The sequence below is a fragment of the Marinobacter sp. V032 genome (assembly GCF_052645435.1).
Genome location: NZ_JBQXYE010000001.1, coordinates 1,765,140 through 1,791,647 on the forward strand (window position 1 = coordinate 1,765,140; position 26,508 = coordinate 1,791,647).

Genomic DNA, 26,508 nt, shown 5'->3' on the forward strand with positions numbered 1-26,508 from the left:
ACCGGCTAAGCTTTTGTTTTATCAACTTTTAGGTAGGTAACGCGTTCTATCTTTTTCCGTAATCATGAAGCAGTCATGGATATGCAATAAGGAAGCGCTCTATCTAACCACTGTTATGTGTAAAATGAGAGAATCATGACCGTTCACCAGTTTGAACTTTTTGCAGACTACTTCCAGTTGTATTTAATGGATGAGAATGCGGAGGATGATACGTCGGAAATTTGGACGGATCAGGCCTTGGATGCAAAGCTCGGAGTTTCGGAAAGAACTCTCGCAATTGGCACCTTTCGGAACGTTGACGTCAGTTTGGCTGTGGAGGTCGTAACCCACGAACCAACCATCAATCTCGAAGACTGGGATCATGCCTCACTTGGTCACGTAAATTTTCCATCAGGCAAATGCGCAGTATTCGGGTGCACAGATTATCTACCTGATGCCAAGCGAATTGAGCTACCTAAAGGCCAATATGCCGCCCTGTCATTGGCAAAAGGCCTGGATTCGATAGATACAGAGTGGGAAGACGCTGATGACTTTTACAAAGTCATTCTGTGGCCGTCGACCATCAAAGAATTCAGAGTCCTTAAGCAACATGAAATCACATAACCAAGCCATGCACCGGATGCCAAAACCTCCGCTTCGCTGCGGTTTTGCCACCGGTGATGGCGGGCGTTAAATCTGCTCTCGGTCAGGATGATGAGAACATGACAAAGAAACAGGAAAAGGTAATGTCAGAGGGCGAAAAGCTCAGGTTAATCGACAGACAACTGCATAATATTCATGGAGCCATCCGATCCCTCGCATACTTCCGAATTATCTCTAGCGGAATTACAGATGACCGGCCGAACCTGTTTTGGAAATCTACCAAGTCAGTTCATATCGAACACTTTGTTACTGCATGGTCGAAATGTTTTGGCGCACAGAGTGAAGATCTGCACTGGAAGAAAATAGTCAACGATCCATGTTCGTTCCGCACTAGGCTCTGCAAAGAACTGAGCCTCGAAAAGCGTGAGTTTAAAAAATACAACAAGCAATTGCTCTCATTCAGAAACAAGGTTGTCGCTCATACCGACACTTCTCTACAGCAAATCGATATACCTAGTTTTGATTCTGCTCTGAACGCCCTAGCGTTCCTTCAAAAAGAGCTTGTCTCGGAATTATCCAAGCTCAAAACTGAGCCCGCTGTGCATAAAGGCCCGGCTGACGTTTTGGTTTGGTATGACAATATGATCGAAGAAGCCGGCGGGATAATTGGCAAAGCCATAGAGGCGACCTCAGAAATGGACGAGTACCATTGAAATTTAACCAGTTGGTGAAGCCGACCGGTACTACGCTGCGCTCCGTCCCGGCGGCTTACCCAAGGCGTTAGCTGTGATTTCTTCATTTGAGAAGTGATACTATAGTGTCACTATAAGTCTGATTCAGGGTGAACCCCATGAAAGTTGAGCTTGTTACGAACCTCAAACGCCAAGCCACAAAAATTCTGGCTGATCTGCACTTGTCTAAAGAACCGATACTGATCACGGAGCATGGTCAGCCATCCGCCTATCTTATCGATGTGCAGGATTATGAGTTTATGCAGCGTCGACTTGAGCTGCTTGAGGGGCTCTCTCGGGGAGAGCGTGCTGTACTTGAGGGAAGAACGTACAGTCAAGGTGAGGCTAGGGAGAAAATGAGTAAGTGGCTGAAGTAATCTGGACAGAGCCCGCCCTGCAAGCACTGGATGCCATCGCTGAGTACATTGATCTGGATAATCCTGCAGCTGCAAGCAACCTGGTGCAAGAGGTTTTCAATAAGACTGAGCGTTTAGATGATTTTCCCCAATCCGGACGAATTCCCCCAGAGCTCCCAAATTCGGTATACAGGGAGGTAGTGGCCCCACCGTGTCGTATTTTCTATCGAGGGGATCAGAAGCGGGTTTTCGTCCTCTATGTCATGCGAGAGGAGCGGCAGCTTCGTGCGTACATGCTTGGAAGCAGCTAACCAGGCGCGTCACTCGGATGCCTTTGTCTCCGCTTCGCTACGTCAAAGTCACCGGTGCGCTTAGCGTTGTGCACTATAGAGGTCTAACTGGGTGAGTACGGTTACTATTTTCAACCGGGTGGGCTCCATTCCTCTTGTCTTGAGAGTTGCTTGTTTGGCAGCTGGGGCATTGGGACTGTTGCAGATCGTTGCAATAGTTTTCCCGGCTGTCTCGCCCAGTATAGGTGGCGTCGCTATAAAGTCGCCGATCTTGGCAGCGGCGATGGGATTAATACATCTGGCACTGGCCTGGGCTATTTTCAGAAAAATGGTATGGGCTGTCCCGGCCATCATTATTTTTCCAGTTATTCAGTATGGTGTTCTGTACTTGGAGACCGGAATTCCGTAGCAAAGACACCTTCAGCTGCATTTTCTGTTTTCAGGTGTTTGGGCTCTAATTTTTTGTGTATATCTGTTTGGATTCAAGGCATATCGGTACTTCGGTGTTGCCGAAAATGCATAACCAATGCAGGCACGGCGACGCCCATTCCATTGCGCTTTTGGCTCCATTTCATGGTCTATCTCGTCCCGTTTTTCATTCTGACAGCGGTTTTTGTGTCTGCAGGCCCACTGCTATATTGGGTGCTACGCGGTGAGCGCGAGTCTGAAGTGGATACCAGCTAGATATAACTCAACCTATCAGCACGCGGCCGATGTCCGCTGGACGCCACTACGATGGTGTCGTCGCACTTTTACCCGCTTTAACAGCCTGAGGATTTCATGGATCTTTTCGACATATTTCAACAGTATCGAATTCAACAGGGGAGCCTGGAAGCAAAACAAGGGATTCTCCAAGCCAAGAGAAAGTCTACAGATAATCAGCTAAATATCAGACATCTTGAAGCCAAGATCGATCATTTGTCATTGGTATGTATGGCAATGGGTGAGTTACTTGAAGAAGTCGGTTTCAGTAAAAAGATGCTACTCGACAAGATTGAGGAAATTGATCTTCGCGATGGGAAGGCAAATGGAAAGTTTGCCCCGTCAAACAAGTGTAAATCTTGCTCGCGGACGGTTTCGCCAAGGCACTTCAGTTGCCTTTATTGCGGTACCGAGATTGAAAAAACGTCAATGTTTTAAGGTAAACAAATGTAGGGGCTGTGATGACTGCTTAATTGATGAGCCGGATCCACTCGTAGCCGCGATTTCAGACCGTGATGTGCAATCAGGGAGAGTGTAGTCACATGATCACTAACCAGGAAGCTGAATTGGCTGAGCGACTAATCAAACTGCATGATGGAAAGAACTATCGTGCTCTTCAGGAAATGTCTATGCCGCCGAAAGATCCTGATGATGAAGGAAAGATAACAGAAAGTATGTACATGAAAATGTGCGATGACATAGAGAAGGAAATGGGTGATATAGAGAGTATCGAGTCCATAGATACTCTAATGAGGGCTGACTCAAAATTTACACTCTGGAAAGTCAAATACAGTAAAAGTAATTTCAAGGCGTTTTGGGCAATAGGTTTTGATTTAGATACATCTAAAATACAAGACGTTTTGGTTCAGTGGTAAGTACATAGAAATACATGTCGTTTCCCTTAGGACGAGGGGGCCTGCTCTGCGCCCCAGTCGCCCGCTTTCTCGTTGGCGCTTCAAACCAGGGGGGGCAAGCCGGGCCTTGGAAAAGGAGTTCAATTTTGCGTTACCTCGCTATCGTTACCATTCTGACGTCTATTCCAATGGCTCCTGTCGTGGCGCAAGTAAAGGATCACAAGGTCGCCATTAAAACGTTCGATTTAAAAATGGCATGTCTCAAAGACATTGCGCAGCACAACTATTTAATGCTTTACGATCAAGAGCTCAACGATGGGGAGAGTGGGTATCTGAATCTAGAAAAAGAAGAAATATTCGGAAGTTTTCTGCCCCAACTCTACAAGCTGTGCGGTTGTGTTATTGAGCAAGCTGTTCAAGAGCACGGTTTAGCAGAAATCGAAAGCGCGATGGAGGCTAACATCTTCTGGTCTGAGATCATTACTCAGTACGATTCGATGACTGGAGACGGTAGCTGTCCGCAAGATCCAATAATCTACACTGGCGACCAGAGCATAGATTTCTAACCGATTGTCATAGGGCGTTTCGGTCTGCGGCCTCCACCGAGCGCCCAGTCGGGGTGTCGCTAAACAACAGCGTCAGGCGAGAAAATGCAGGCACGTAAGATCATCGATAAGTTCCAGACCAAGGATTCTGGTGCAATAAGGGAAGCCACTTGGGAGATTCTTCGGTCGAACAATCGTGAAGTATTTGCAGAGCTAAAGGATTACTTGCCGAAATTCCGCGAGATTCTGGCATCGGTGGACATGGGAGGCATGCTCCATCGAAATGCTAAAGATACGGAATTGGCCTTTGGGTATATTGAAGATACCTGCAATGGGGTCTGCCGGTGCAGGCTTTATATCGGGCAGAACTTCTTTGACCCGGAGAAGGAGGCGGTTTGTGGCTTCCTCTACATTGTAAAGTCAGAGGTCAAAGTCAGCCTGTATGAACGTCACTTTACAGCTCGCTGCCAGGGCTGTTCTAAACTACTGCAAGTGAGAGAAGTTCATGGCTGGCATGTTCCCTGGTATGAATGGGGAGATGCCTGACCATCGGCTACACAGCGAGTGGTTTTTCGCCGCTTCGCAGCTTCGAGGCGGCGGGTGAGAAGAGCGTTGCAAAGTTATGAAAACGTTCGGTTGAGGATGAGTTGCTGCTGCTAGGGGATCTGCCCTGAAACAACATCAGCCCCGATTGCCAGCTTGGGCGCGGATGCTAGAATGCCCGCCTGCATTGGCCATCACTGGAGAAAAATCGATATGAGCACGGCTCCCGCACCCTATCCAATCGGCACGCCCGGAACGCCTTGGGGCGATGCGGAACGCGCTGAGTGGTTGTCGCGTCAGACCCGGAAGCGCAGTTATGAGTCCGAGGTGTTGGCGGTGATCGAGCGCCTGCGCTCACGCTTTGACGTGGAACAGTATGGTTGCCTGGACTATGGCCCCGAGCGTTATCCGTTGATGGCGATGCGGAGCCGCGACTGGCGTGATGATCTGCCGGTCGTCTTGATAACGGGCGGGGTACACGGCTATGAAACCAGCGGTGTACACGGTGCGCTTCAGTTCGTTGATCAACATGCGGCGGATTATGCAGGCCGCGTCAATTTGCTGGTCGCGCCCTGTGTCAGCCCCTGGGCTTACGAGCGCATCCATCGCTGGAACCGGAACGCAGTTGATCCTAACCGCTCATTCCGCGATGACGGCAAAGCTGAGGAGTCGGCGGCACTTACGCGATTGGTGGGTCCCATCCGCGATCGGGCAATACTGCATATCGACTTGCACGAGACCACCGATACCGACGAATCCGAGTTCCGCCCCGCGCTGGCCGCCCGAGATGGCAAGGTGTTCGAGCCTGGTGGAATTCCCGACGGTTTTTATCTGGTTGATGATAGCGAAAACCCGCAGCCCGAATTCCAGAAGGCAATAATCGAGGCCGTGGAGCAGGTGACCCATATTGCTCCGGCTGATGACAGCGGCGAGATCTTTGGTTCACCGGTCGTGTCCCGGGGTGTCATTCATTACCCGCTAAAGAAGCTGGGGCTGTGCGCAAGTATCACTAAAGCGCCGTGCAGGACCACCACCGAGGTCTATCCCGACAGCCCCCGTGTGACCACCGAGCAATGCAATGCCGCGCAGGTTGCTGCGGTATGTGCGGCGATCGACTATACGCTGGCACAAAGGTAAAGCAGGCAGGCCAACCGATGAACCTGAGCGCGACGCAAGGCGATATCACCAGACTGCAGGTTGATGCCATTGTTAATGCCGCGAACTCATCACTTCTCGGGGGTGGTGGCGTTGATGGCGCAATTCATAGAGCCGCGGGCCCGGAACTGCTGGCACAGTGCCGTTTGCTTGGTGGCTGCAAGGTAGGAGATGCCAAGCTGACGCAGGGCTATCGCTTGCCAGCCACATTCATCATCCATACTGTCGGCCCCGTTTGGCAGGGTGGACGACAGGGTGAGCCGGAACGGCTGACCTCTTGCTACAGGCGATCCCTGGAAGTCGCGGCAGCGGCTGGCGCTCGCTCTATCGCATTTCCATGTATCAGTACCGGCGTCTATGGCTATCCAATAGAAGCGGCGTCAGAAGTGGCGGTTTCCGCTGTAAGGGGTTTTCTGTCCGACCGTGGCGAGATCGAGTCTGTGGTGTTCTGCTGTTTCTCAGCGGCTGATCTTGCCATTTATGAATCCTTACTCTCGTAACCTGAAAGTCAGGGCTGCTTCAGTGCCAACCAGGATTCAGATAAACGTCCAGGCCAGTATTCTCGTCACTTTGTTTCCCTGTTTCATTTCGATTTCCCGTATATCGGTCGCGCCAAGCTTGTGAATCAGCTTTCTGGCAGGCTTCACGTTGTCAATTTTTGACACGAGGCTAGTAAACCACCGGCATTGAGCTGCAAACATCTGGCTTTCTTTGATCAGCTTTTTAAGAAACAGGTTTTCACCGCCGTTGCACCAAAGCTCAGCCCCCAGGCCGCCAAAATTCAGAGTGGTTGAGGCCGAGGTCGCGGCACCACGATTGCGGGCAAGGTTGCCGAGTTTAAGTTGGCTGCTTTTGAGCGCTTCATCTTGCGAAGCGTGGAAAGGTGGGTTGCAAACGCTGACATCAAACCATTCTCCTGCTTGAATAATCCCGTCAAAAATCCGGTGTTTATCCTGTTGCATACGCAATGTGAAGCGGTCTTTTAGTGTGGGGTTCAGCCCGATAATCGCGGCTACGTTTTCAAGCGACTGGGCATTGATATCACTCCCCACACAATGCCAGCCGTATATCTGGCAGGCCAATAGCGGATAAATACCGCTGGCGCCGGTTCCAATATCGAGGAGGGTGATGCCGGGTTGGGAATGACGGTGCTTGGCAGTCGGCGCATCAACCCCGAGCAACTCAGCGATGTAGTGGATGTAGTCGACTCTGCCGGGGATGGGTGGACAAAGCGCGCCTTCCGGGATGTCCCAGCCAGTGATGCTGTAGTCGTGTTCCAGTATTGCGGCATTCAGAGCCTTTACCGCCAGTGGATCCGCAAATTCGATTGAAAGGTTGCCGTGGGCGTTTTCTTTTACATGTCGGGCTAGTGGCGGATAGCTTTTAGCGAGTATTGGAAAATCATAGCCTTGATTATGCCGGTTCCGAGGGTGCAGTTGTTTGCGAATCGGCTTGGCTTGGCGCCTGGTGTTTCGATGAGGTGTGCTCACAGCATTGTATCCGAGGGTTGAAGTTCAAATGGGAAACGAGTCCCGGTTGGCTCACGGGTATCTCTGAATAAAGAAAGCCGGTCTGCAGGGCCCGCCTGCTCCACAATACAGTGTTGGGGCCAAGGATTGCGACAGGGTGCGAATGCAGCATCAGCGGGTTGGTGTCATTCCCTGAACGACTACCCAAGACGAATGCCCGCAAAAACTGGATAATGTCCCCGTTAACGCTAAGGCGCGCCAAATTCTTCAAACCCGGGTACCCTCGTAATGGAAATCAACGTCAACTTTCTCGACAACCTCAGACTTGAAGCCAAGTTTGATGACTTCACCGTCGTTACTGACCAGCCTATCCGCTACAAGGGTGATGGTTCCGCGCCCAGCCCGTTTGATTACTTTCTGGCATCCTCAGCGCTTTGTGCGGCCTATTTCGTTCGGGTTTATTGCCTGGCGCGGGATATTCCGACCGAGAACATTCGCCTGTCCCAGAACAACATCGTGGACCCTGAAAACCGCTATAACCAGATTTTCAGGATCGAGGTCGAGTTACCGGAAGACATCTCCGATAAAGACCGGCAGGGCATATTGCGGTCGATTGATCGCTGTACGGTCAAGAAGGTGGTGCAAACCGGCCCGGAATTTCAGATTGAAACCGTAGAAAGTCTGGGTTCAGATGCCCAGGCATTGCTCATGACCAAGCCTGAGGGTGATACGAGCACTTATATTGAAGGCAAGGATCTTCCCCTCGAGCAGACTATCGCCAATATGACCGCCATTCTGGCGGATCTGGGCATGAAGATCGAGATTGCCTCCTGGCGCAATATCGTGCCTCATGTGTGGTCGCTGCATATTCGTGATGCGGCTTCTCCTGCGTGCTTTACCAATGGCAAAGGTGCCACCAAGGAAAGTGCGCTCTGCTCTGCGTTGGGCGAATTTATTGAGCGCCTCAATTGCAACTTCTTCTACAACGACCAGTTCTTTGGTGAGGAAATTGCCAACAGTGAGTTCGTTCACTATCCGAACGAACGGTGGTTCAAGCCGGGGCCGGATGATGCGCTGCCCGAGGGCATTCTGGATGACCATTGCCTGGCGATCTACAACCCCGACGACGAGCTGGTCGGCTCCAACCTGATCGATACCAACTCCGGTAAAGTCGAGCGCGGTATCTGCTCGCTGCCCTTTGTGCGGCAGTCAGACGGCGAGGTGGTCTATTTCCCCTCAAACCTGATCGAAAACCTTTTTCTCAGCAACGGGATGAGTGCCGGTAACACCTTGTACGAAGCACAGGTGCAGTGCCTGTCAGAGATTTTTGAGCGGGCAGTCAAAAAACAGATCATTGAAGAGGAACTGGCGCTGCCCGATGTTCCCGAGCAAGTGCTGGCCAAGTATCCGAATATTCTGGAAGGCGTTAAGGCGCTTGAGGCGCAAGGCTATCCTGTGCTGGTTAAAGATGCCTCCCTTGGCGGCCAGTTCCCGGTAGCCTGTGTGACCCTGATGAACCCGAGAACCGGCGGTGTTTTCGCGTCTTTCGGAGCGCACCCGAGTATGGAAGTGGCGTTGGAGCGAAGCCTCACCGAATTGCTGCAGGGCCGCAGTTTTGAAGGCCTCAACGACGTGCCGCCGCCGACGTTTAACAGCCTTGCTGTGTCTGAGCCGAACAACTTTGTTGAACACTTTATTGATTCGACTGGTGTGGTGTCCTGGCGTTTCTTCAGTGCCAAAGAGGATTACGCTTTCACTGAATGGGATTTCTCGGGCACCAACGAGGAGGAAGCGGCCTGCCTGTTCAATATCCTCAAAGATATGGGTAAAGAGGTCTACACCGCTGTTTATGAAGACCTGGGTGCTCCGGTCTGTCGCATTCTGGTGCCCGGCTATTCCGAAGTGTATCCCGCCGATGATCTGGTTTGGGACAACACCAACAAAGCGCTGGACTACCGTGAAGATATCCTCAACCTGCATTCGCTGAGTGATGAGCAACTGGGCGATCTGCTGGAACGTCTGGAAGAAAGCCAGATGGATGACTATGCCGACATCATCACCCTAATCGGCATCGAGTTTGATGAAAATACCGTTTGGGGCCAGCTCACCATTCTCGAGCTGAAGCTCCTGATCAATCTTGCGCTGCAGCAGCATGAAGAAGCCCTCGAACGGGTCGAAGCCTTCCTCCAGTTCAATGACAACACTGTTGAACGCAACCTGTTCTACCGCGGGGTCAACGCCGTACTGGAAGTTACCCTCGACGACGAAATGGCGTTAAGCGACTACCAGGTCAACTTCAGCCGCATGTTCGGTGAAAAGACGATGGAATCTGTTATTGGCTCAGTAAACGGCAGCGTACGCTTCCACGGCCTCACGCCAACCAACATGCAGTTGGAAGGCCTGGAGAAACACCAGCGTCTGATCGAAAGCTATAAGAAACTGCATGCCGCGCGTGCTGCGAGGGTAGGTGGAGAGAGTTGATGGGCTCTAAACGTCTATCAGGCGCTTATACCCCTTTCCTCTGATCAACGCGTACCGGGCGGTTTCCAGAGCCGCCCGGTACGCACTTGCATCAAAAACTGACGCCACCCCCATCTATTTTCTTCAATAGCTCATTGTCCAGCCGCGTATAGCTCTCTGTGCGCGGCAGCCAGACATAAACATCATCGTCATCCTTATCGAGGCTGTAGCCGGCATTTTTCAGGTCCACTTTCTTGTATTTGAACGTGCCGGTTTTTTCGATGCCGCGGGTAACACGCACAAACACGGGGATGGCGTAGGCGGGCAGGTTTTCTTGCAGGTAGCTGAACAGCTTATCCGCATCGAAGTCGTGGATACCGGTCTGGTTATCCTGCATCTGAGGCACCAGTGTCACCATGCCGGCTTTGCCGTTGGTGCCGGGGATTTCAACGCCGTAAACGATGGCTTCTTCTGTCAGGCCGGAGGCATCGATAATGTTTTCGACTTCGGTGGTGGAGACGTTTTCGCCTTTCCAGCGATAGGTATCGCCCATGCGGTCGACAAACTGCAGGTGGCCGCACCCGATCTCACGCAACACGTCGCCGGTGTTAAACCACTGGTCGCCTTTCTTGAACGCGTCTCGAAGGATGGATTTTTCGGTGGCTTCTTTTTGGGTGTAGCCCTCGAATGACCATTTTGCTGTGATTTCACCCAGTAGCAGACCTGGCTCGCCGGTTTTGACCTTCTCCACATAGCCTTTGGCATTGCGCACCGGATCGCGGGTGCCGTCGTGGAATTTTACCAGGGCGTAGGGGGCGGTGGAGAAGCCGACCGTATTTTCCATGTTGAAGAAGTTGCTGAATCCGATGTTGCCTTCACTGGAGGCATACAGTTCGGCGACGGTTTCGATGCCGAAGCGATCCTTGAACGGCTTCCAGATGGAGGGGCGCAAGCCATTACCGATCATCTTCTGCAGGGAATGGTGCCGATCATTGTCGCTCGGTGGCTGGTTCAACAGGTACCGGCAAAGCTCGCCAACATAGCCGAAGGTGGTGGCGCCGTATTTGCGCACATCATCCCAGAATGCGCTGGCTGAGAACTTTCGGCGCATGGCGATGGCTGAGCCACCGGCCAGGACAGAACCCCAGCATACCAGCAGCCCGGTGCCGTGGTAGAGGGGCAGGGTGCAGTAAAGTACATCGCTGGGGCCCATGTTGAGCGACATCAGGCCAAAGCCGCCGTAGGCTTTGACGAATTTCCGATGCGAACCCGGAGCGGCTTTGGGCAAGCCAGTCGTGCCGGATGTGAACAGGTAAATTGCCGTGTCGCCCATGGTAGGGCGATCGGTAACGGTGGGATTGGTGCCCGTATATTGGCTGACTTTTTCGGCCAGGTTGATATAGCCGTCGGGAGTCTGGCCCACATCTTTTAAGGTGTCGGTATCGGCCAGGAACAGATAGGGCTGGCTGTGACCGAAGGTGATCTTGTCGCGGATGCTTTCAAACGGGGCCTGTAATTCCTCGCCCACAACAATCATTTGGGGGGCAATCAGATTGATGCTGTGCTCCAGCACTTTGCCCTTTTGGGAGGTGTTAAGCATGGCGCAGGCAACACCCAGCTTGGCGGCGCCGGCGACAATGGCTAACAGCTCCGGCCGGTTCTCCAGAAACAGGGCGATGCTGTCACCCCGTCCAAGCCCCTGAGAGCGAAGGTAGTGGGCTATCCTGTTGGCCCAGGCATTGAATTCGGTATACGAGAGGCGCCGGTCTTCGTAGAGAATGGCCGGTCGAGCGCCGTATTTTTCGGCGTTGCGTTCAATTAGTGAGCCAAGCGTCAGCTCTTTTTTATTGTTCTTGAGGGAGTAGTAATACAACCCTTTGACGATATTAGGCGCCCGGCGCATCACGCCGGGTATCTGACGAACAATGTCACGTGCTGAAATAGTGTCTTGGCTCATGTGCGGTCCATGGTGTTGTTATGGGTTCGGGAACCTCTGCTTAGACCAGGCACTTATGGACAGCCAGTGCGCTAGTCGAGAAAGAGATCCGGCAGCAGCGGTTTGTCGCCAGCGGCGTAGCGGTATCCCTCGAAATCAGTCACGCCGTCCTGGCGTAACATGTCTTCATCTATCAGTGTCTGGCCGGTCAGGGTTTCCTGGGTCCGGTTCAGTATCGCGACTGCGGCATCAGCCATGATCTCCGGCTTGCGGCCCTGGGCCATCATTGCAGCGCCACCAATGCCATGTTCAATTGCAGCGGTAGAGATCAGTGTTTTCGGCCAGAGCGCGTTGACCGCGATGCCGTAACGTTTGAATTCTTCTGCCATGCCAAGTGTGAGCATTGTCATGGCGTATTTGGTTGTCGTATAGGCACCGTATTGCGCAAACCACTTCGGCGCCAGGTTTAGCGGTGGCGACAGGCTCAAAATGTGGCCCTGTGCCGATTTCTTGAGCCAGGGCAAAGCAGCCTGACTGCAGTTGAATACGGCTCGTGCATTGACCTGATGCATCAGGTCGTAGCGTTTGACTGATAGCTGCTCTACGCCCTGTAACTGGATGGCGCCGGCATTGTTGACCAGTGCGTCGATGCCGCCAAAATGCGCTCCGGCCTCATCGATTCTGGCTTTAACAGCGTCTTCGTCCCGTACATCAAGTACCAGCGCCAGGGCCCGCCCGCCCGCGGCTTCTACTTCTTCGGCGACAGTATGAATGGTGCCGGGTAGTTTCGGGTGCTGCGTGTCGGTTTTGGCTGCGATCACAATGTTGGCACCTTCGCGCGCGCAGGCCAGCGCAATCGCGCGTCCGATACCCCGGCTACCGCCGGTAATAAAAACTGTTCTTCCTGCCAGAGTGCTCATGATGTTGCTTCCTTTGCGGTGTCCGCTGCCGTGTCAGTGTTTTCGCTTGCCAGTTCAACCAGTAACTGTCGGCGTTTGACTTGTGTGCCGGTACTCACGTGTACCTTGGCGACAATGCCATCCCGATCGGCAATCAACGGATGCTCCATTTTCATTGCCTCGAGGATAACCAGTGTGTCGCCTTTGCTGATCTGAGCACCTTCGGCAGCCCGCACGTCAATGATTGCCCCGTCCATACTGGCCAGAACCTGATCCGACGCGGCGCCCGCGATGCCGGAAACCGGCGCGTGTGTGGTATCCCGAACACACAGGGAGCGGCTGAGCTGCTGCAAATATAGGTGATCGTCCCGGCGCTGATATTGGCAATGTTGACGAACCCCATTGTCGATAAAGTCCAGCCGGGTGTCGCTCAGGGATACGACGGTCAGTGCTGTCGCGTCGTCACCGTGCTTGAGGGTTACCTGGTCACCTTGCTGAAGCAGTGTGACGGTGTAGGGCACGTCGTTGATTTCCAGCGTCAATGGCATTGGCGTTGCCGGGCTATTGCTCCAGTGCGGTGTGTCTGAATCCACTGTATCCGTCCGTGCCAGAAGCAGCGATGCGAGCGCCAGCTCACGCGGTGTGGGTGCGGGTGATTGCAGTGACTCGTCTTCTGCAAAATCCTGCTCAAGAAATGCGGTTGTCGCGTCTCCTGCGGTAAATACCGGATGCGCAACGACGCGGCTCAGGAAATGCCGGTTGGTAGTCACGCCGAAGATTTGCGAGTCCTCAAGTGCGCGCAGCAAGCGGCGCTGGGCATCGGCGCGGTCCTCGCCGTAGGCGATCACTTTCGCCAGCATCGGATCATAGAAGGGTGACACAGTATCGCCCTGCTGGACGCCACTGTCATAACGCACGCCATCAACTGCGGCGAGTGCATAGCGTTCAAGCATGCCGGTCTGGGGCATGAAATTGTCCGCCGGATCTTCGGCATAGAGCCGGACTTCAATGGCGTGTCCGGTGAGGCTAATCTGATCCTGCGTCAGCGGCAGTGGCCGACCTTCGGCAACCCGCAGCTGCCAGGCCACCAGATCCTGTCCGGTAATCAGTTCGGTAACCGGATGCTCCACCTGCAGGCGGGTATTCATCTCCAGGAAGTAAAAATTACGTTCGCTATCCACCAGAAATTCAACGGTGCCGGCACCCACATACTGGCAGGCTTTGGCCGCCTGAACGGCCGCTTCCCCCATGGCAGCGCGGAGCTCCGGTGTCATAAACGGGGAGGGTGCTTCCTCGACGACTTTCTGGTGGCGGCGCTGAATGGAGCAATCCCGTTCGCCCAGATACACCGCATTACCCTGGGTGTCGGCGAAGACCTGGATTTCGATATGGCGAGGTTCGATGACGGCTTTTTCCAGAATCAGTTCGTCATCGCCGAACGCGTTTTTTGCTTCGGAGCGGGCGCGCTGAATCTGATCGGCCAGGTGGCTGGCTTCGTGCACCAGCCGCATACCGCGACCGCCACCGCCGGCAGAGGCTTTGATCATCACCGGCAGACCAACAGAAGCGGCCGCTTCAATAAGCTGATCGTCGCTGGCATTAGCAGCTTCGAAGCCCGGCACGACAGGCACACCTGCCTCTTGCATGGCGATTTTCGACCGGCGCTTGCTGCCCATAAGTTCAATAGCCGCAGCGGGTGGGCCGATAAAGACCAGGCCTGCCTGTTCGCAAGCTGTTGCAAAGTCCGCGTTCTCGGAAAGGAATCCGTAGCCGGGATGAATGGCATCGGCACCGGTTTTGCGGGCGGCTTCAAGGATGGCATCCTGGCGCAGGTAGGATTCGCCGACCGACGACGGGCCGATATGAACAGCTTCATCTGCTGTTTGGACATGCAGCGCGTCGCGATCAGCATCGCTGTATACGGCAACCGTCCGGTAGCCCAGCGCCTTTGCGGTTTTCATCACCCGCACTGCGATTTCACCGCGATTGGCAATCAGAATTTTTCGGATCATGAGCCGGCTCCTGCTGGCGGGTGAAACTGTGTCATTGGTCATCGACCGGTTGCGCCCAGGCCGGTGAGCGCTTTTGCATAAAAGCCATCGTGCCTTCCGCGCCTTCGTTACTGCGAACGGCACAGGCGAACTGATCGGCGGCGCTGTCGAGCAAGCCGGTCATGGATTCTTTGCCAACCCGGTGCAGTAGCGCTTTGGTTGCGGCAGTGGCGTGGGGCGCGCAACGGGTGATCTGTTTCAAGGTGTCCGCAACCCGTTCCTCTATCGCGCTATCGCTGCCTTCCACGTGATGAACGATTCCCAGCTGTTGGGCTTCTGCACCCTCAATACGCAATCCGAGCAACGCCAGCCGGCGCGCTTGTGTTAAACCAATGCGTTCAACCACAAAAGGCGCAATTTGCGCCGGGATGATGCCCAGACTGGTTTCGGGCATGGCAAAGCGGGCACTGTCGCGGGCAATGGCGATGTCTGATACACAGGCCAAACCGAAGCCGCCACCCATCACCGCGCCTTCCAACACCGCAATAACCAGCTGTGGCGCCTCGTTGACTTGCTGAATCATCTCGCCAAACGCCCGGTTCAGGTCCCGAAACGAATCCTGGCCCGGTTCGGCTTTGGCGGCTCGGGCGGCGGCCATGTCGCGTATGTCGCCACCTGCACAGAAATGACCGCCGGCGCCGCGCAGCAATACAGCGCGTATCGCCGGTTCATTCGCGATCTGGTCAAATACCGCTGTCAGTTCCCGCACCATGATCAGGCTCATGGCGTTGCGGCTGTCGGGCCGGTTCAGCGTGACATGCAGTGCAGGGCCATCGTGCCGCAAGCTGAGGGTTTCGCATTCCGGTAGCTGAATCATGACGGGGCTCCATTCAATCTTTGCGCTTGCCGGGCAGAATGCCCATAAGCTTGCAGATGATGCCGAGCATGATTTCGTCAGCACCGCCGCCAATGGAGACCAGACGCACGTCCCTGTAGGAGCGGGACAGCGGGTTGTCCCACATGAAGCCCATGCCGCCCCAGTATTGCAGGCAGCTGTCGGTGACTTCACGGCCCAGACGGCCGGCCTTGAGCTTGGCCATTGATGCCAGCTTGGTCACGTCCTTGCCCTGGATGTGGAGCTCGCAGGCCTGATAGGTGAGGGCGCGCAGGGCTTCCACTTCGGTTTGCAGCTCGGCCAGACGGAAATGGATGTACTGGTTGTTGATCAGTGGCTGGCCGAAGGTTTCCCGCTCGCGGCAGTATTCAATGGTTTTCTCGATGCAAAGCTCGAGCGCCTTGATCACGTTGGCCGCGCCCCACATGCGCTCTTCCTGGAACTGCACCATCTGCATCATAAAGCCGGTGCCTTCGGCGCCGATTCTGTTGCGTTGCGGCACCCGCACATCATCGAAGAACACCTGAGCGGTTTCCGACGAGCGCATACCCAGTTTGTCCAGTTTGGTCGAGAGCGAAATGCCCGGGCTGTTCATCGGCACGATAATTAGCGATTTGTTTTTGTGGGGCTTGTCGTCAGAGGTGTTTGCCAGTAGGCAGATAAAGTCTGCACTCGGGGAGTTGGTGATCCACATCTTGGCGCCGTTGATGATGTAGTCGTCGCCGTCTTTGCGTGCGGTGGTCTTGAGGCCGGCGACGTCAGACCCTGCGCCCACTTCACTGACGCCGATGCAGCCCACGCTGTCACCTGCGATGGCAGGTGTCAGGAATTCCTGCTTCAGGGCATCCGAACCAAAACGACTGAGGGCTGGGGTGCACATGTCGGTCTGTACGCCAATGGCCAGAGGAACGCCGCCGCAGTGGGCCATGCCGAGCTCTTCGGCGACCACCAGGTTGTAGCTGTAGTCCAGCCCCATTCCGCCATAGGCTTCGGGTTTGTGAATGCCCAGCAGCCCGAGGTTGCCGAGTTTTTTGAAAACGTCGTGGATCGGGAATTCGCCGGCCTTTTCCCATTCGTCGCAGTGCGGGTTGATTTCCTTTTCTACGAAGTCGCGGACGGTTTTACGTAAGGCGTTATGTTCTTCAGTAAATAGCATGTGATCTCACCCTGATTCTGTGTGCCTGTGGTGGCGTTTTTTATTTGAAGGCTCAAAATTAAAATCGTGCGACGCCGTAGCTGTTTGGCCGCAATTCCCGTCGTTCTGCTTCTCTTATGACAGATAGCGCCATCGCCAGCACCTTGCGGGTGTCGCGCGGGTCGATCAGACCGTCATCCCAGAGGCGGGCGGTGCCGAATAACGCGGTGGAGCCGTCTTCAAGTTTCTTGGCAGTGGCTTGTTCAAGGAAATCCAGCGTCTTGGCCTCCGGCTCGATACCGGCGCGGCGTTGCTTGTCTTCCGCAACGATACGCATGACCTTGCCGGCCTGAGCCGGACCCATCACGGCGGTGCGGCTGTTAGGCCAGGCGAAAATAAAACGCGGGTCCAGACCGCGCCCGCACATGGCATAGTTACCGGCGCCATATGAGCCGCCGACCACCACGGCCAGCTTGGGCACGCGACAATTGGCGACAGCCTGAATCATCTTCGAACCATGTTTGATGATGCCATTCTGCTCGGCGTGAGTGCCGACCATGAAACCGGTGGTGTTGTGCAAGAACAGCAACGGCGTGCCGGCCTGATCACACAGTTGGATAAACTGACTGGCCTTGGTTGCACCGGCGGGCGTGATTGGCCCGTTGTTGCCGATAATGCCAACCCGGTGACCGCACAACCGGATCGTGCCGCAAACGGTCTGATCGTCGTAGGCTGCTTTGAAATCCTGAAAACGGGAGCCATCGGCAATCCGGGCGACGATTTCCCGCACGTCATACGGTTTTTTGGGATCGGCCGGGATCACGCCGGGCAGTTCGTCGGGAGAGTAGCGTGGCTCTTCCCACTCAACCTCTCTGGCTGGCGCCAGTGTTTCATTCCATGCCAGCGCATCCATTACATCCCGGGCCTCGCGGATAGCGTCGGCATCGTTCTCGGCCAGGTATTCGGCCGTGCCCGCAATTTCGGCATGCATTTCAGCGCCGCCGAGTTCCTCATCGGTGGCGATTTCGCCGGTGGCCGCTTTCAGCAGCGGCGGGCCTGCGAGAAACATCTTGGCCTTGTTGCGCACCACAATCACATAGTCGGACAAGCCTGGCTGATAGGCCCCGCCGGCGGTGGCGTTGCCGTGTACTACCGTCACTTGCGGAATACCCGTAGCCGACATGCGCGCCTGATTGGCAAAGCCTCTAGCGCCAAGCACAAAGATATCGGTGGCATAATTCAGGTTGGCGCCGCCGCTTTCGGACAAGGACACCACCGGCAGTTTGTTCTCCATCGCGATCTGCTGCAGGCGCAGGGTTTTGTCGAGCCCGGCCGGCGTAATGGTGCCCCCCTTAATTGCGCTGTTGCTGGCGACTACGAGGCAGCGAATGCCACTGACCGAACCGATACCTGCGATGATGCCGCCGCCGGCCATGCTGCCGTCTTTGTCGTCGTACATCTTATAGCCGGCGAGCGAGCAGAGTTCGAGAAAGGGGGTCCCGCGATCCAGCAAGCGGTTAATCCGCTCTCTTGGCAGCAGCTTGTCTTTTTTGGTGAACTTCTCCCGAGCAGCTTCGGCCAGCGCCAGAACCTTGTGCTCCACTTCCCGAAACAGGTCGATATGAGCTTGGGTGGCAGCTGTGTTTTCGGCAAACTCGGCCGATTGGGGATCTATCGCGGATTCCAGAATCTGCATGCGGTCCGTCCTCAGTCGTCGCTCAGTACTTTGGGCGCTGTAGCGCGATGAAAGCCGTTAAAGGGCGCGTTGTTTTTTGCTTTCGGTAGCGGCCAGACGCGCCCGCCCTGCGAGCCTCCGCCATCAATTCGCAAGGTGTCACCATTGATAAAGGCCGCGCCGGGACAGAGCAGGAAACAGATGGCGGCGCTGACTTCCGCTTCTGTGCCGATGCGTTTGAGGGGCACGGCGTCCGCCAGTCCGCGGATCCACTGTTTCATCTGTTCGGGATAGGTATCCATGCCGCTGGAGGCAATCCAGCCGGGAGCGACGGCATTCACGCGCACGCCCGAGGTGCCCCATTCCACCGACGCGGTCTGGGTGAAGTTGACCATGCCGGAACGTGCTGCACCGGAATGCCCCATGCCGGGCATGCCGCCCCACATGTCGGCGACGATGTTGACAATGGCGCCGCCGTTTTTGGACATGCTCTGGTTATAGGCTTCGCGCGCCATCAGAAAGCCACCGGTCAGATTGGTCCGGACCACGGTTTCCCAGCCTTTCTGATTGATGGAGGCCAGCGGCGATGGAAACTGCCCGCCCGCATTGTTGACCAGTCCGTGGATCTGGCCTCGCTGTTTGACGATTTCACGCACGGTGGCCGCAACCTTTTCCTCTTCGCGGATATCGCAGGCGTAGGCCGAGGCGTTGCCGCCATCCTCTATGATTTCGGCCAGTACGGTGTCCAGCTTGTCCTGCTTGCGTCCGACCAGCACAACATGGGCGCCCAGTGACGCCAGCTCGTGGGCTGTGCAGCGCCCGATACCCGAGCCACCGCCAGTGACGATGATGGTTTGGCCTTCAAACAGTCCGGCCCGAAGAATGGATTGATAGCTCATGATGCAGTCCCTGAGTGTGCTGTTTCTGAACGTAATGCCGCTTTTGCAATCGGCACTGGCATCTCCAGAAGTTGTTGGGCAAACGCCTTGCCCTGCGGATCGATCCTCAGGCTGGCGACACCGCCGCCGCCCAGACTGTGCTCCAGCAAAAAGTTGAAGCCGTTGATGCCGGGCAGGGCCCAGCGGGCCACGCGTCCGTTATCGGGATGCAAGACATGGCGCATCCACTCGGCGACGGCTTCGGGAGTGAGTGCGGCTTCTATGAAGGGCGCGTAGTCGGGGTGCCGCGCGACTACACCGATGTTGCTGTGATCGCCCTTGTCACCACTGCGAGCCCAGGCCAGATCGATCAGGCGAACGCGGGTGTCAGTGGCAGGTGCGTGTCCTGAAGACGGTGCGGCAGGCAGATCGGATAACGGCGCGCCTTCGGTGCGAATGCTGACAGGTGATGTCTCGCCGTTGATCTCGATACTGACGTTGAGCTGATCTTTCGGCACCAGACAGGAATAAAGGCGAATCTTTGGCCACACGGTTGGCCGGCCACCGACGATGCCTGTCAGGCCGGGCGCCATGCCGGTCGCGGCCTGGGCGATCTCCCGCGAGAAGAGCACAAGCGCTTCTTTCTTGGGGTGTGCCACGCTGATTTTGACCACCACTTCCCGGCAGGCTCCTGCACTTGAGTGGTCGCCGTAAGTGGCTTCGGTACCTAGCAGTTCAACACAGGTTTCAGAGTAGGGTGCCAGGCCGCGTGCTTCAAAGAGAGCGGATGTCTTGGCGAGAATGGCTTTTGCTACAGCGTCGGCTTTGCGTCGGGCGTCAATGCCGCCGATCAGGAAGGTGACGGTGCACTTGTGGCCGTCAGGCCAGGTGCCGGAGGCTTTGTAGGTATCTGTCGGCGCGAGTCCTTTGGCGCCGACGACTTTAACCTGGTCCGGCCCGGTTTCGGTAAGGGTGACGCCGGTGAAATCGCAGGTCACATCTGGCAACAGGTAGGCGCGCGGGTCGCCGATCTCGTATACGAGCTGTTCCGCCACGGTTCCGCGGCTGACCTTGCCGCCGGTGTCGTCCGGCTTGGTAATTATGAAGTCACCTTTGGCACTGACTTCAACAATCGGGAAGCCCATATCAGCGTAGCCGTCGGCAACGTCTTCCCAGTCGGTAAAGTTGCCGCCGGTGGCTTGCGCACCGCACTCGACCAGATGTCCGGCGAGGCTGCCCTGGGCCAGTTTGTCGTAATCATCCCAGGCCCAGCCGAATTCATGAACCAGCGGCGCCAACACCAACGCACTGTCGGCAATACGCCCGGTAATAATAATGTCGGCCCCTGCATCCAGTGCGGCCACCAGCCCAGGTGCCCCCAGATAAGCATTGAGGCTGACCATCATCGGCGGCATCGCGTCGCCTGTGGTCATCTCGCGAATATCCTGATCAGCGAGTTGCTTCTTGGCAGGGAGCAGGTCGTCGCCCAGCACCAGAGCGATCTTCAGATCAATGCCCTGTGCTTCGCACAGTGCCTGCAATGCATCGCGGCAGGCTTTGGGATTAACACCGCCGGCGTTGCTGATGACTTTGATGCCCCGGGACTGGATGTCGCTTAATAGCGGTCCCATAACCGTCTGCACAAAATCCCGGGCGTAGCCTGCTTTGGGGTCCTTCATGCGCTGGCCGGCCATGATCGACAGGGTGATTTCGGCCAGATAATCCGATACGAGGTAGTCGAGATTGCCCTTTTCAACCAGTTGTCTGGCGGCGGTTTCGGTATCTCCCCAGAAGGCAGCAGAGCAGCCGATTCGCAGGGTTTTGGTGGTGTCAGTCATGGGTTCCTCGAAGGGTTGAGCCAACATGGGACAGCGTGCAAATGACAATACCAAGCAAGCGCTTGGTTTGTAAATAGCCGGCTTCGGGTTACAATCGTCAGCAGGCGCTGCCATGCCTGCTTGCGTCCCTATTCACCTTTGAACGGAATTTACTCAGTGACCCCTAAATCAATCTTCGCCCAGTTGGTTGCCGATAATGTCATTTCAGATCCGAATGGCGCGCGGGGTCGGTTACTCAGAGAAGCGGCAAGGCTGTTCCGCGACAAGGGCTATGAGCGCACAACCGTGCGTGATCTGGCGGCTGCAATCGGTATCCAGTCCGGCAGTCTGTTTCATCACTTTCGCACCAAAGAAGAGATTCTTAAGGCGGTGATGGTCGAGACAATACTGCTGAACACGGCACTGATGCGCCACGCGGTGGCGGAGGCTCAGGCGCCTGTTGACCGGCTAAGGGCACTGGTGCGCTGTGAACTGGAATCGATCAACGGGCAGACCGGTGAGGCGATGGCCGTGCTGGTGTTTGAGTGGCGGAGCCTGTCGGTCGATGCCCAAAGCGATATTCTCAAGTTGCGGGACGTCTACGAGAAAATCTGGCTTGATGTGCTGGGTGAGTTGAAACAGTCCGGTGGGGTAAACGCTGATCCGTTCATTGTTCGCCGAATGCTCACGGGGGCGCTGAGTTGGACCGTGACCTGGTATCGCCAGGATGGCCCCATCACCCTGGATCAATTGGCCGATCAAGTGATGGCAATGCTCCAGTTAGCCTGATAGGCGCGTCATGATTTGCGGGCTCTTCAGTGATGTTTTTGGAAAAGCAGCCAGGCGTTATGCAAGGTTTTTCCTGGCTCCACACTTCAGCGGAATCCGGCGTGATCTATCGGTTTTTCCGTTCTTTCCTGAATCTTTTTACTGCTTCCCGCCGTTTCCTTTCAGGCAGGTTACCCCTTGGGTATGTCGCTTTCGTGTTGGCCTGATTGGCCTGATTGGCCTGATTTACCGGCAATCAGGTCATTCACTCACGATGAAATGCGTCGCATCCTGCAATCAGCTTGTGGAGTTACCTTTTGTTACCGGGGCGCGTTTAGCCCGAAACAGAAGGTTGACCGACTCCTGATCGACAATAACAAACAGTGAAAGGATCGCGAATGCACTCTCCAAATTCCCTCGGAAAAGCGGCGGTCGGCCGTGCCGGAAAAGGTCTCTTTCTGGTCGCATGTCTCGCCATTCTCGGTGGCTGTGGATACAACCCGGTTTATCAGACTACCGGTGTCGTGCTGACAGGCTATTCGGAATCAGAGGCGACACCCTACGTGATGCAGATGTCGGATGCCGACATGGCCTGCCGACTGGGCGAAGGACTGGACCCACTGGTGTACTCATTTAACCGGGTCACGGATGCGCCTGATACCACCGGCTCACTGCTGCAACTGTTGGCAGCAAACTGTTCAGAACAGGAGGCCTGGGAGCAGGAGCTCCGTTACCTGAGAGCCAACTTTCAGGGTGATGTGCCAGAAGCAAAAGACGCACGTATCCAGGCCAAGCGCTGGTATGGGCTGACAGCCAGCCGCCGGCTGGAAGCCTTCCATCGGGCGATGCGGGCCTATGAATATGATCCTTCGGATGCGAATGCAGAGTGCCCGTTCCTTTACGAAGATCAGGATGAGCTGACATTCCTTCTGGGCGTTTTGACAGGCCTCCAGGCGATCACCAATGACACGGGTTCCGGCGGGCAAGCGGGTGTTCCCAAAGATATTGCGCCACAGGCTGAGCGTGCGGCCCAGTGCGTTGATAACGAGAAATGGGGTGGCATCCCCAACGCCATTCGCGCCAATGTCTGGCTGCTGATCCCGGATACCCGCCCGGCCATGTCGCCGGATCCCTGGGAGTTGCTTGAGAACAGTTCAGAACTCGGCGTAAAAGCGGGTTTCCGGGCTTCAATGGCGCTCGAAGCGGTCGCGGCAGAAACCCAGGGGCGACAGGATGTCATCAAGGATGTGATTGCCCGCTTTGCGGCGTCTGAAAAAACAATCAAGAAGAGCGAAGACTATCGCCTGGTCGATGAAATTGGCAGCGCTGTGATCCTGCATGTGTCTGACAAGTACTGGTCCGCCGAATATGGCTATCGCACACCGCGCACCCATTTCGGAAAGATGAGTCCGGACAGCGCGTCGGATGCCGATGTGATGGATTTGGACGACTTACTCTGACTGATGCATTGGGCGTGCGTCCGTTGTTGCGACCCCGGCAAGGGGAGCAGGGGCGGCGCTCACACAATCCTGACACGTTAATAATCACAACAAGTCATTTGGAGATTCCATGATGTTCCTGAATAAAACGACTCTTAAACAAGCACTGGGCACATCGGCCGTTGCTGCCACCATGGCGTTGAGTGCGCCCGTGGCGCAGGCTGACACGAAAAGCATGTGTGTGTTTGACGTCATTGGCGCCAACGGTGATATCTACAATCTGCTGAAAGACTACGCCCTTGAAATGAAAGGGCATGGTGTTGATCTGAAACTCAAACCCTATACCGATGAGGGTGTGGCACTGGGTGATTTCCAGTCCGGGCAATGTGATGTACTGGCCGCCACAGATTTGCGGACCCGTCAATTCAACCGGTTTACCGGCTCAATCAGCGCTGTTGGCGCTATCCCGACATACGATGACCTGCATACTGTGTTGGCCACGCTGGCTCAGCCCAAGGCTGCCAAGCTGATGAAGCAGGGAGAATACGAAATCGTGGGTATCGCGCCCGCTGGTGCCGGCTACCTGTTCGTTAACGACCGCTCGATTGACAGCGCGGGTGATCTTGCCGGCAAGCGCATGGCCACGCTGGATTACCAGAAAGACGCGATTCACATGGTGAACTTCGTCAAGGCGACCGTGGTGCCATCGGATATCACCAATTTTGCCGGCAAGTTCAACAACGGCTCGGTTGATACCGCCTATGCTCCGGCGTTCGCCTACGAGGCGCTGGAGCTCTACAAGGGCGTTGGCGACAAGGGTGGCGTTGTGGATTACCCGCTGGCCCAGCTTACTGTTCAATTGGTGGCAAAGGACGGCGTGTTTGACGAAAAAACCGCTCAAGCCTCCCGCGAGGTGGTTTGGGGTATGTACGGCCAGGCGATGGGGCTGGTGAAGCGTAGTGAAGCTGCGATTCCTGATGAACAGTGGGTGCATATTTCCGATGCTGATGTTCAGGGCTACCAGGAAATGTTCCGCGAGAACCGTCTTGAACTGAGGGACGGCAAAAACGGTGCGCCCGAAGTGTATGATCCGAAAATGATGGGGTTACTGAGTAAGGTACGCTGTGCGAGCAATCCTGGCTCGTCAGAGTGCACCGCTTCCAATCGCGAATAAGGGCGGGTACTCATCATGAACTGGCGCGCGATGTCGTCCAGTGGGATCAAAACGTTGTACCCCGTGCATCGCATGCACGGGGTGATCCTGCTGGCACTCCTGGTATTTACCCTGTTGCTGGGTATGGGTAGTTCGCTGCATTCCCGGATGCTGTGGGTGGGCGAGCAGACCTGGCCCAACTATTACTTGCTTAACCCCTGGGCTTCCGAGCCAGACTGCAATGTCGATATGGATGTTGAGGCCGCCGTCCAGAAAAGGATGAGCGAGTACACGCCGGATCCGGACGAGCTGTTTTCATCCCCTCCCGATGCCGACAAGCTGCGTGAGAGTTATCGAAAGAACCTGGAGCTGTGCCAGAAAAAGCACGCCATGTTCGCTGAGAATCAGGACAACATTACGCCTGCATTGACGGTGTTCAAAACCGTCGAGCAGGGCATTGCTGACTGGTTACTGGATAATATCGATCTCACCAAGTTCCTGTTTCTCGGGCTGTTCGCGCTGGCCGCGATGGTGTCAGCGTTTGATGCCGATCATATTGCCCTGAGATTGCCCAAAAACCGGGCTGAATGGAAGCTGTCCCAGGCTGCGCAATTGGTCGTGAATAGCTTGATGGTCTATTCACTGACTTCCTACGCCGGAAGACTGGGGGCCGGCCATGCCTCGGGCACGATGCTGGAGTTGCAGTACGCGTGGGCGGGGGTGTTCGCGCTGTTCATGGCAATTAATATCTACCGGCTGTTCAAGATTCCCGAGCGAGTGCGTGCCGGCGGTCTGACGCCTTCTTCTTTCCTCGTGGTGCCGTTGTACAGCCAGATGGGCATTATTGCCATGGTGTACTTCTACTTCGTGGATGGTTACAGCTCGGGGCTGGCGATCTATTTCGGCCAGATGACGAACCTGGCGTCGATGTTCATTAACATCGGTCTGTACGTGCTTGTCGGGATGATGCTCAAGCAGACCCGGCTGCCGGATCTGCTACTCAATGTGATTCAGCCCTTCCGCCTGCCGGCACCGGCGCTGGCATCGCTGATCATCTTCGCAACGGCTTTCCCGACTGCGTTTACCGGTGCGTCCGGTATCTTCATCCTCGCTGTTGGCGGCGTCATCTACGACGAACTTCGCAAGGCCGGTGCAGGCCGGCAGCTTTCGCTGGCGACAACGGCCATGTCCGGCAGTATGGGGGTGGTGCTGAATCCCTGTTTGCTGATTGTGGTGGTCGCCGCGCTCAACAAGGAGGTCACCACCAGTGAAATGTACGGCTGGGGCTTCTGGGTTTTCATGGGGTCGGCGTCATTGTTCTCGTTGATCGTCTGCAAGACCCAGGGCAACTGGAAACCACGGCCTCAGGAAGGCGCATTCGCTGAAGCCGGCCGCCGACTGTTGCCGTTGTTGCCTTACGTACTGACAGCTGCGTTTGTGATCGGCCTGATCCGGGTTGTGCTGGGGCTGAGCTTCAACGAATACAGTGCACCGATGATTCTGCCAATTGTCATGCTGGCGTTGGTTTTTCTTGATGCCAGCACCGACAATCGCCCTTCAGAAGTCACCCGCTCGCGGGCGTTCTGGAGTCGCAGCACGGCAGCTGCGAGCGATTCGGCTGTTCATATCGGCGCCTTGCTGGCACTGATGGGGTGTTCCGTTTGTCTGGGCGGCATTCTGGAGCGTTCCGGCGTGGTCCACATGATTTTCCCGGAATCCCTCACCAACCCATGGCTGGTCATGCTGGTGATTGTGTTCATGCTGACTTTTATCGGCATGATTATGGATCCCTTTGGCGCGGTTATTCTGGTGTCGGCGACCATTGCCCAGGCGGCGATGGATCTCGGTATCGATCCGCTCCACTTCTGGCTGGTGTGTCTGGTGGCGTTTGAGCTGGGGTATTTAAGCCCGCCGGTGGCACTCAATCACCTGCTTACCCGGCAGGTGGTGGGGGAGACTGAAGTCTTGGCCGCAGAGAGTACCGGCTCGTTCTGGCACCGTTATGAACGGCTGTTGTTACCATTGCTGGTAATGGGAACCACGCTGCTTATCGTGGCCTTTGTGCCGATGTTCTTCTATAGCTGACATGAAGCCGGCGTTGTAAAAACCGCTATCCGGATGCCCGGGTAGCGGTTTTTTTGCATCTGTTACCAGCACGGTGTCGTATTTCTTGACGGTTTCCCTACAAAGACTGACGGAGAGGGCTGGATGGAATTGCTATGCTTCAGGCACGCA

The 26,508-nt window shown here is 55.4% G+C and carries 24 protein-coding genes; 15 read left to right on the forward strand and 9 right to left on the reverse strand.

Annotated features, from left to right (window positions below):
• Positions 1 to 135: 135 nt before the first annotated feature.
• The 10 genes from ACUN9X_RS08135 (at position 136) to ACUN9X_RS08180 (ending at position 6,258) form a co-directional block, all read left to right on the forward strand.
• The gene (locus ACUN9X_RS08135; protein WP_445472735.1) at positions 136 to 603 is read left to right on the forward strand and encodes a hypothetical protein; all 468 of its coding nucleotides are present in this window, start codon (positions 136 to 138) and stop codon (positions 601 to 603) included.
• A gap of 98 nt (positions 604 to 701) precedes the next feature.
• Complete coding sequence (locus tag ACUN9X_RS08140; protein WP_445472736.1) at positions 702 to 1,295, forward strand: hypothetical protein; 594 nt, start codon at positions 702 to 704, stop codon at positions 1,293 to 1,295.
• Positions 1,296 to 1,432: 137 nt separating this feature from the next.
• Positions 1,433 to 1,690: a type II toxin-antitoxin system Phd/YefM family antitoxin gene (locus ACUN9X_RS08145; RefSeq protein ID WP_260036011.1), complete on the forward strand. Its 258-nt coding sequence runs from the start codon at positions 1,433 to 1,435 to the stop codon at positions 1,688 to 1,690.
• Positions 1,678 to 1,980, forward strand: coding sequence for a type II toxin-antitoxin system RelE/ParE family toxin (locus ACUN9X_RS08150; RefSeq protein ID WP_445472737.1), 303 nt, complete (start codon positions 1,678 to 1,680; stop codon positions 1,978 to 1,980). Before ACUN9X_RS08145 ends, ACUN9X_RS08150 begins: the two co-directional genes overlap by 13 nt.
• 759 nt (positions 1,981 to 2,739) lie before the next feature.
• A complete protein-coding gene (locus tag ACUN9X_RS08155; RefSeq protein ID WP_260036008.1) occupies positions 2,740 to 3,099 on the forward strand; it encodes a hypothetical protein in 360 nt (119 codons plus the stop codon).
• Positions 3,100 to 3,203: 104 nt separating this feature from the next.
• Entirely contained in the window at positions 3,204 to 3,536 is a 333-nt protein-coding gene (locus ACUN9X_RS08160) for a hypothetical protein (RefSeq protein ID WP_260036006.1), read from the forward strand.
• Between the two features lie 125 nt (positions 3,537 to 3,661).
• Positions 3,662 to 4,081 (forward strand): hypothetical protein, encoded by a 420-nt coding sequence (locus ACUN9X_RS08165; RefSeq protein ID WP_260036004.1) that lies wholly within the window; start codon positions 3,662 to 3,664, stop codon positions 4,079 to 4,081.
• A gap of 84 nt (positions 4,082 to 4,165) precedes the next feature.
• Positions 4,166 to 4,606: a hypothetical protein gene (locus tag ACUN9X_RS08170; RefSeq protein ID WP_260036003.1), complete on the forward strand. Its 441-nt coding sequence runs from the start codon at positions 4,166 to 4,168 to the stop codon at positions 4,604 to 4,606.
• A 210-nt stretch (positions 4,607 to 4,816) separates the two neighbouring features.
• Positions 4,817 to 5,740: a M14 family metallopeptidase gene (locus ACUN9X_RS08175; RefSeq protein WP_445472738.1), complete on the forward strand. Its 924-nt coding sequence runs from the start codon at positions 4,817 to 4,819 to the stop codon at positions 5,738 to 5,740.
• Between the two features lie 17 nt (positions 5,741 to 5,757).
• A complete protein-coding gene (locus ACUN9X_RS08180) occupies positions 5,758 to 6,258 on the forward strand; it encodes an O-acetyl-ADP-ribose deacetylase (protein WP_445472739.1) in 501 nt (166 codons plus the stop codon).
• Between the two features lie 36 nt (positions 6,259 to 6,294).
• Here the strand turns inward: ACUN9X_RS08180 and rlmF are convergent, their stop codons facing one another.
• On the reverse strand, positions 6,295 to 7,248 hold the full coding sequence (gene rlmF, locus ACUN9X_RS08185; RefSeq protein WP_445472740.1) for a 23S rRNA (adenine(1618)-N(6))-methyltransferase RlmF: 954 nt from the start codon (positions 7,246 to 7,248) through the stop codon (positions 6,295 to 6,297).
• A gap of 267 nt (positions 7,249 to 7,515) precedes the next feature.
• On the opposite strand from rlmF, the gene ACUN9X_RS08190 reads away from it, so the two are divergent.
• Entirely contained in the window at positions 7,516 to 9,708 is a 2,193-nt protein-coding gene (locus tag ACUN9X_RS08190) for an OsmC domain/YcaO domain-containing protein (protein WP_445472741.1), read from the forward strand.
• A gap of 91 nt (positions 9,709 to 9,799) precedes the next feature.
• On the opposite strand, the gene ACUN9X_RS08195 is transcribed toward ACUN9X_RS08190, so the two are convergent.
• From ACUN9X_RS08195 to ACUN9X_RS08230, 8 genes are all read right to left on the reverse strand, one after another.
• Positions 9,800 to 11,644 carry a long-chain-acyl-CoA synthetase gene (locus ACUN9X_RS08195; RefSeq protein ID WP_445472742.1) on the reverse strand — a complete coding sequence of 615 codons (1,845 nt, stop codon included), beginning with the start codon at positions 11,642 to 11,644 and terminating at the stop codon, positions 9,800 to 9,802.
• Between the two features lie 71 nt (positions 11,645 to 11,715).
• Positions 11,716 to 12,543: an SDR family oxidoreductase gene (locus ACUN9X_RS08200; protein ID WP_260035994.1), complete on the reverse strand. Its 828-nt coding sequence runs from the start codon at positions 12,541 to 12,543 to the stop codon at positions 11,716 to 11,718.
• Positions 12,540 to 14,534: an acetyl/propionyl/methylcrotonyl-CoA carboxylase subunit alpha gene (locus ACUN9X_RS08205; RefSeq protein WP_445472743.1), complete on the reverse strand. Its 1,995-nt coding sequence runs from the start codon at positions 14,532 to 14,534 to the stop codon at positions 12,540 to 12,542. The genes ACUN9X_RS08200 and ACUN9X_RS08205 overlap by 4 nt, the downstream gene beginning before the upstream one ends.
• Positions 14,535 to 14,565: 31 nt before the next feature.
• The gene (locus ACUN9X_RS08210; protein ID WP_445472744.1) at positions 14,566 to 15,390 is read right to left on the reverse strand and encodes an enoyl-CoA hydratase/isomerase family protein; all 825 of its coding nucleotides are present in this window, start codon (positions 15,388 to 15,390) and stop codon (positions 14,566 to 14,568) included.
• A 13-nt stretch (positions 15,391 to 15,403) separates the two neighbouring features.
• Positions 15,404 to 16,564, reverse strand: a complete 1,161-nt coding sequence (atuD, locus tag ACUN9X_RS08215; RefSeq protein ID WP_260035991.1) for a citronellyl-CoA dehydrogenase — start codon at positions 16,562 to 16,564, stop codon at positions 15,404 to 15,406.
• A gap of 58 nt (positions 16,565 to 16,622) precedes the next feature.
• Entirely contained in the window at positions 16,623 to 18,239 is a 1,617-nt protein-coding gene (locus ACUN9X_RS08220; RefSeq protein WP_445472745.1) for an acyl-CoA carboxylase subunit beta, read from the reverse strand.
• An 11-nt stretch (positions 18,240 to 18,250) separates the two neighbouring features.
• Positions 18,251 to 19,117, reverse strand: coding sequence for an SDR family oxidoreductase (locus ACUN9X_RS08225; RefSeq protein WP_445472746.1), 867 nt, complete (start codon positions 19,115 to 19,117; stop codon positions 18,251 to 18,253).
• On the reverse strand, positions 19,114 to 20,934 hold the full coding sequence (locus ACUN9X_RS08230) for an acyclic terpene utilization AtuA family protein (protein ID WP_445472747.1): 1,821 nt from the start codon (positions 20,932 to 20,934) through the stop codon (positions 19,114 to 19,116). The genes ACUN9X_RS08225 and ACUN9X_RS08230 overlap by 4 nt, the downstream gene beginning before the upstream one ends.
• Positions 20,935 to 21,081: 147 nt before the next feature.
• On the opposite strand from ACUN9X_RS08230, the gene ACUN9X_RS08235 reads away from it, so the two are divergent.
• The 4 genes from ACUN9X_RS08235 to ACUN9X_RS08250 all read left to right on the forward strand — a co-directional run bounded on the left by ACUN9X_RS08235 (position 21,082) and on the right by ACUN9X_RS08250 (position 26,358).
• On the forward strand, positions 21,082 to 21,702 hold the full coding sequence (locus ACUN9X_RS08235; RefSeq protein WP_445473196.1) for a TetR/AcrR family transcriptional regulator: 621 nt from the start codon (positions 21,082 to 21,084) through the stop codon (positions 21,700 to 21,702).
• 377 nt (positions 21,703 to 22,079) lie between these two features.
• Positions 22,080 to 23,141: a hypothetical protein gene (locus ACUN9X_RS08240; RefSeq protein ID WP_445472748.1), complete on the forward strand. Its 1,062-nt coding sequence runs from the start codon at positions 22,080 to 22,082 to the stop codon at positions 23,139 to 23,141.
• Positions 23,142 to 23,313: 172 nt separating this feature from the next.
• A complete protein-coding gene (locus tag ACUN9X_RS08245; protein WP_260036589.1) occupies positions 23,314 to 24,294 on the forward strand; it encodes a putative solute-binding protein in 981 nt (326 codons plus the stop codon).
• 15 nt (positions 24,295 to 24,309) lie between these two features.
• Complete coding sequence (locus ACUN9X_RS08250) at positions 24,310 to 26,358, forward strand: TRAP transporter large permease subunit (RefSeq protein WP_445472749.1); 2,049 nt, start codon at positions 24,310 to 24,312, stop codon at positions 26,356 to 26,358.
• Positions 26,359 to 26,508: the final 150 nt, after the last annotated feature.

Excerpts from the sequence above, each read along its gene's own strand:
- ACUN9X_RS08210 (WP_445472744.1), bottom strand. The coding sequence starts at position 15,390 with ATGATTCAGCTACCGGAATGCGAAACCCTCAGCTTGCGGCACGATGGC.
- ACUN9X_RS08180 (WP_445472739.1), top strand. The coding sequence starts at position 5,758 with ATGAACCTGAGCGCGACGCAAGGCGATATCACCAGACTGCAGGTTGAT.
- ACUN9X_RS08250 (WP_445472749.1), top strand. The coding sequence starts at position 24,310 with ATGAACTGGCGCGCGATGTCGTCCAGTGGGATCAAAACGTTGTACCCC.
- ACUN9X_RS08225 (WP_445472746.1), bottom strand. The coding sequence starts at position 19,117 with ATGAGCTATCAATCCATTCTTCGGGCCGGACTGTTTGAAGGCCAAACC.
- ACUN9X_RS08170 (WP_260036003.1), top strand. The coding sequence starts at position 4,166 with ATGCAGGCACGTAAGATCATCGATAAGTTCCAGACCAAGGATTCTGGT.
- ACUN9X_RS08175 (WP_445472738.1), top strand. The coding sequence starts at position 4,817 with ATGAGCACGGCTCCCGCACCCTATCCAATCGGCACGCCCGGAACGCCT.
- ACUN9X_RS08220 (WP_445472745.1), bottom strand. The coding sequence starts at position 18,239 with ATGCAGATTCTGGAATCCGCGATAGATCCCCAATCGGCCGAGTTTGCC.
- ACUN9X_RS08140 (WP_445472736.1), top strand. The coding sequence starts at position 702 with ATGACAAAGAAACAGGAAAAGGTAATGTCAGAGGGCGAAAAGCTCAGG.
- ACUN9X_RS08145 (WP_260036011.1), top strand. The coding sequence starts at position 1,433 with ATGAAAGTTGAGCTTGTTACGAACCTCAAACGCCAAGCCACAAAAATT.
- ACUN9X_RS08160 (WP_260036006.1), top strand. The coding sequence starts at position 3,204 with ATGATCACTAACCAGGAAGCTGAATTGGCTGAGCGACTAATCAAACTG.
- ACUN9X_RS08200 (WP_260035994.1), bottom strand. The coding sequence starts at position 12,543 with ATGAGCACTCTGGCAGGAAGAACAGTTTTTATTACCGGCGGTAGCCGG.
- ACUN9X_RS08190 (WP_445472741.1), top strand. The coding sequence starts at position 7,516 with ATGGAAATCAACGTCAACTTTCTCGACAACCTCAGACTTGAAGCCAAG.
- ACUN9X_RS08240 (WP_445472748.1), top strand. The coding sequence starts at position 22,080 with ATGCACTCTCCAAATTCCCTCGGAAAAGCGGCGGTCGGCCGTGCCGGA.
- atuD (WP_260035991.1), bottom strand. The coding sequence starts at position 16,564 with ATGCTATTTACTGAAGAACATAACGCCTTACGTAAAACCGTCCGCGAC.
- ACUN9X_RS08230 (WP_445472747.1), bottom strand. The coding sequence starts at position 20,934 with ATGACTGACACCACCAAAACCCTGCGAATCGGCTGCTCTGCTGCCTTC.
- ACUN9X_RS08155 (WP_260036008.1), top strand. The coding sequence starts at position 2,740 with ATGGATCTTTTCGACATATTTCAACAGTATCGAATTCAACAGGGGAGC.
- ACUN9X_RS08135 (WP_445472735.1), top strand. The coding sequence starts at position 136 with ATGACCGTTCACCAGTTTGAACTTTTTGCAGACTACTTCCAGTTGTAT.
- ACUN9X_RS08195 (WP_445472742.1), bottom strand. The coding sequence starts at position 11,644 with ATGAGCCAAGACACTATTTCAGCACGTGACATTGTTCGTCAGATACCC.
- ACUN9X_RS08245 (WP_260036589.1), top strand. The coding sequence starts at position 23,314 with ATGGCGTTGAGTGCGCCCGTGGCGCAGGCTGACACGAAAAGCATGTGT.
- ACUN9X_RS08205 (WP_445472743.1), bottom strand. The coding sequence starts at position 14,534 with ATGATCCGAAAAATTCTGATTGCCAATCGCGGTGAAATCGCAGTGCGG.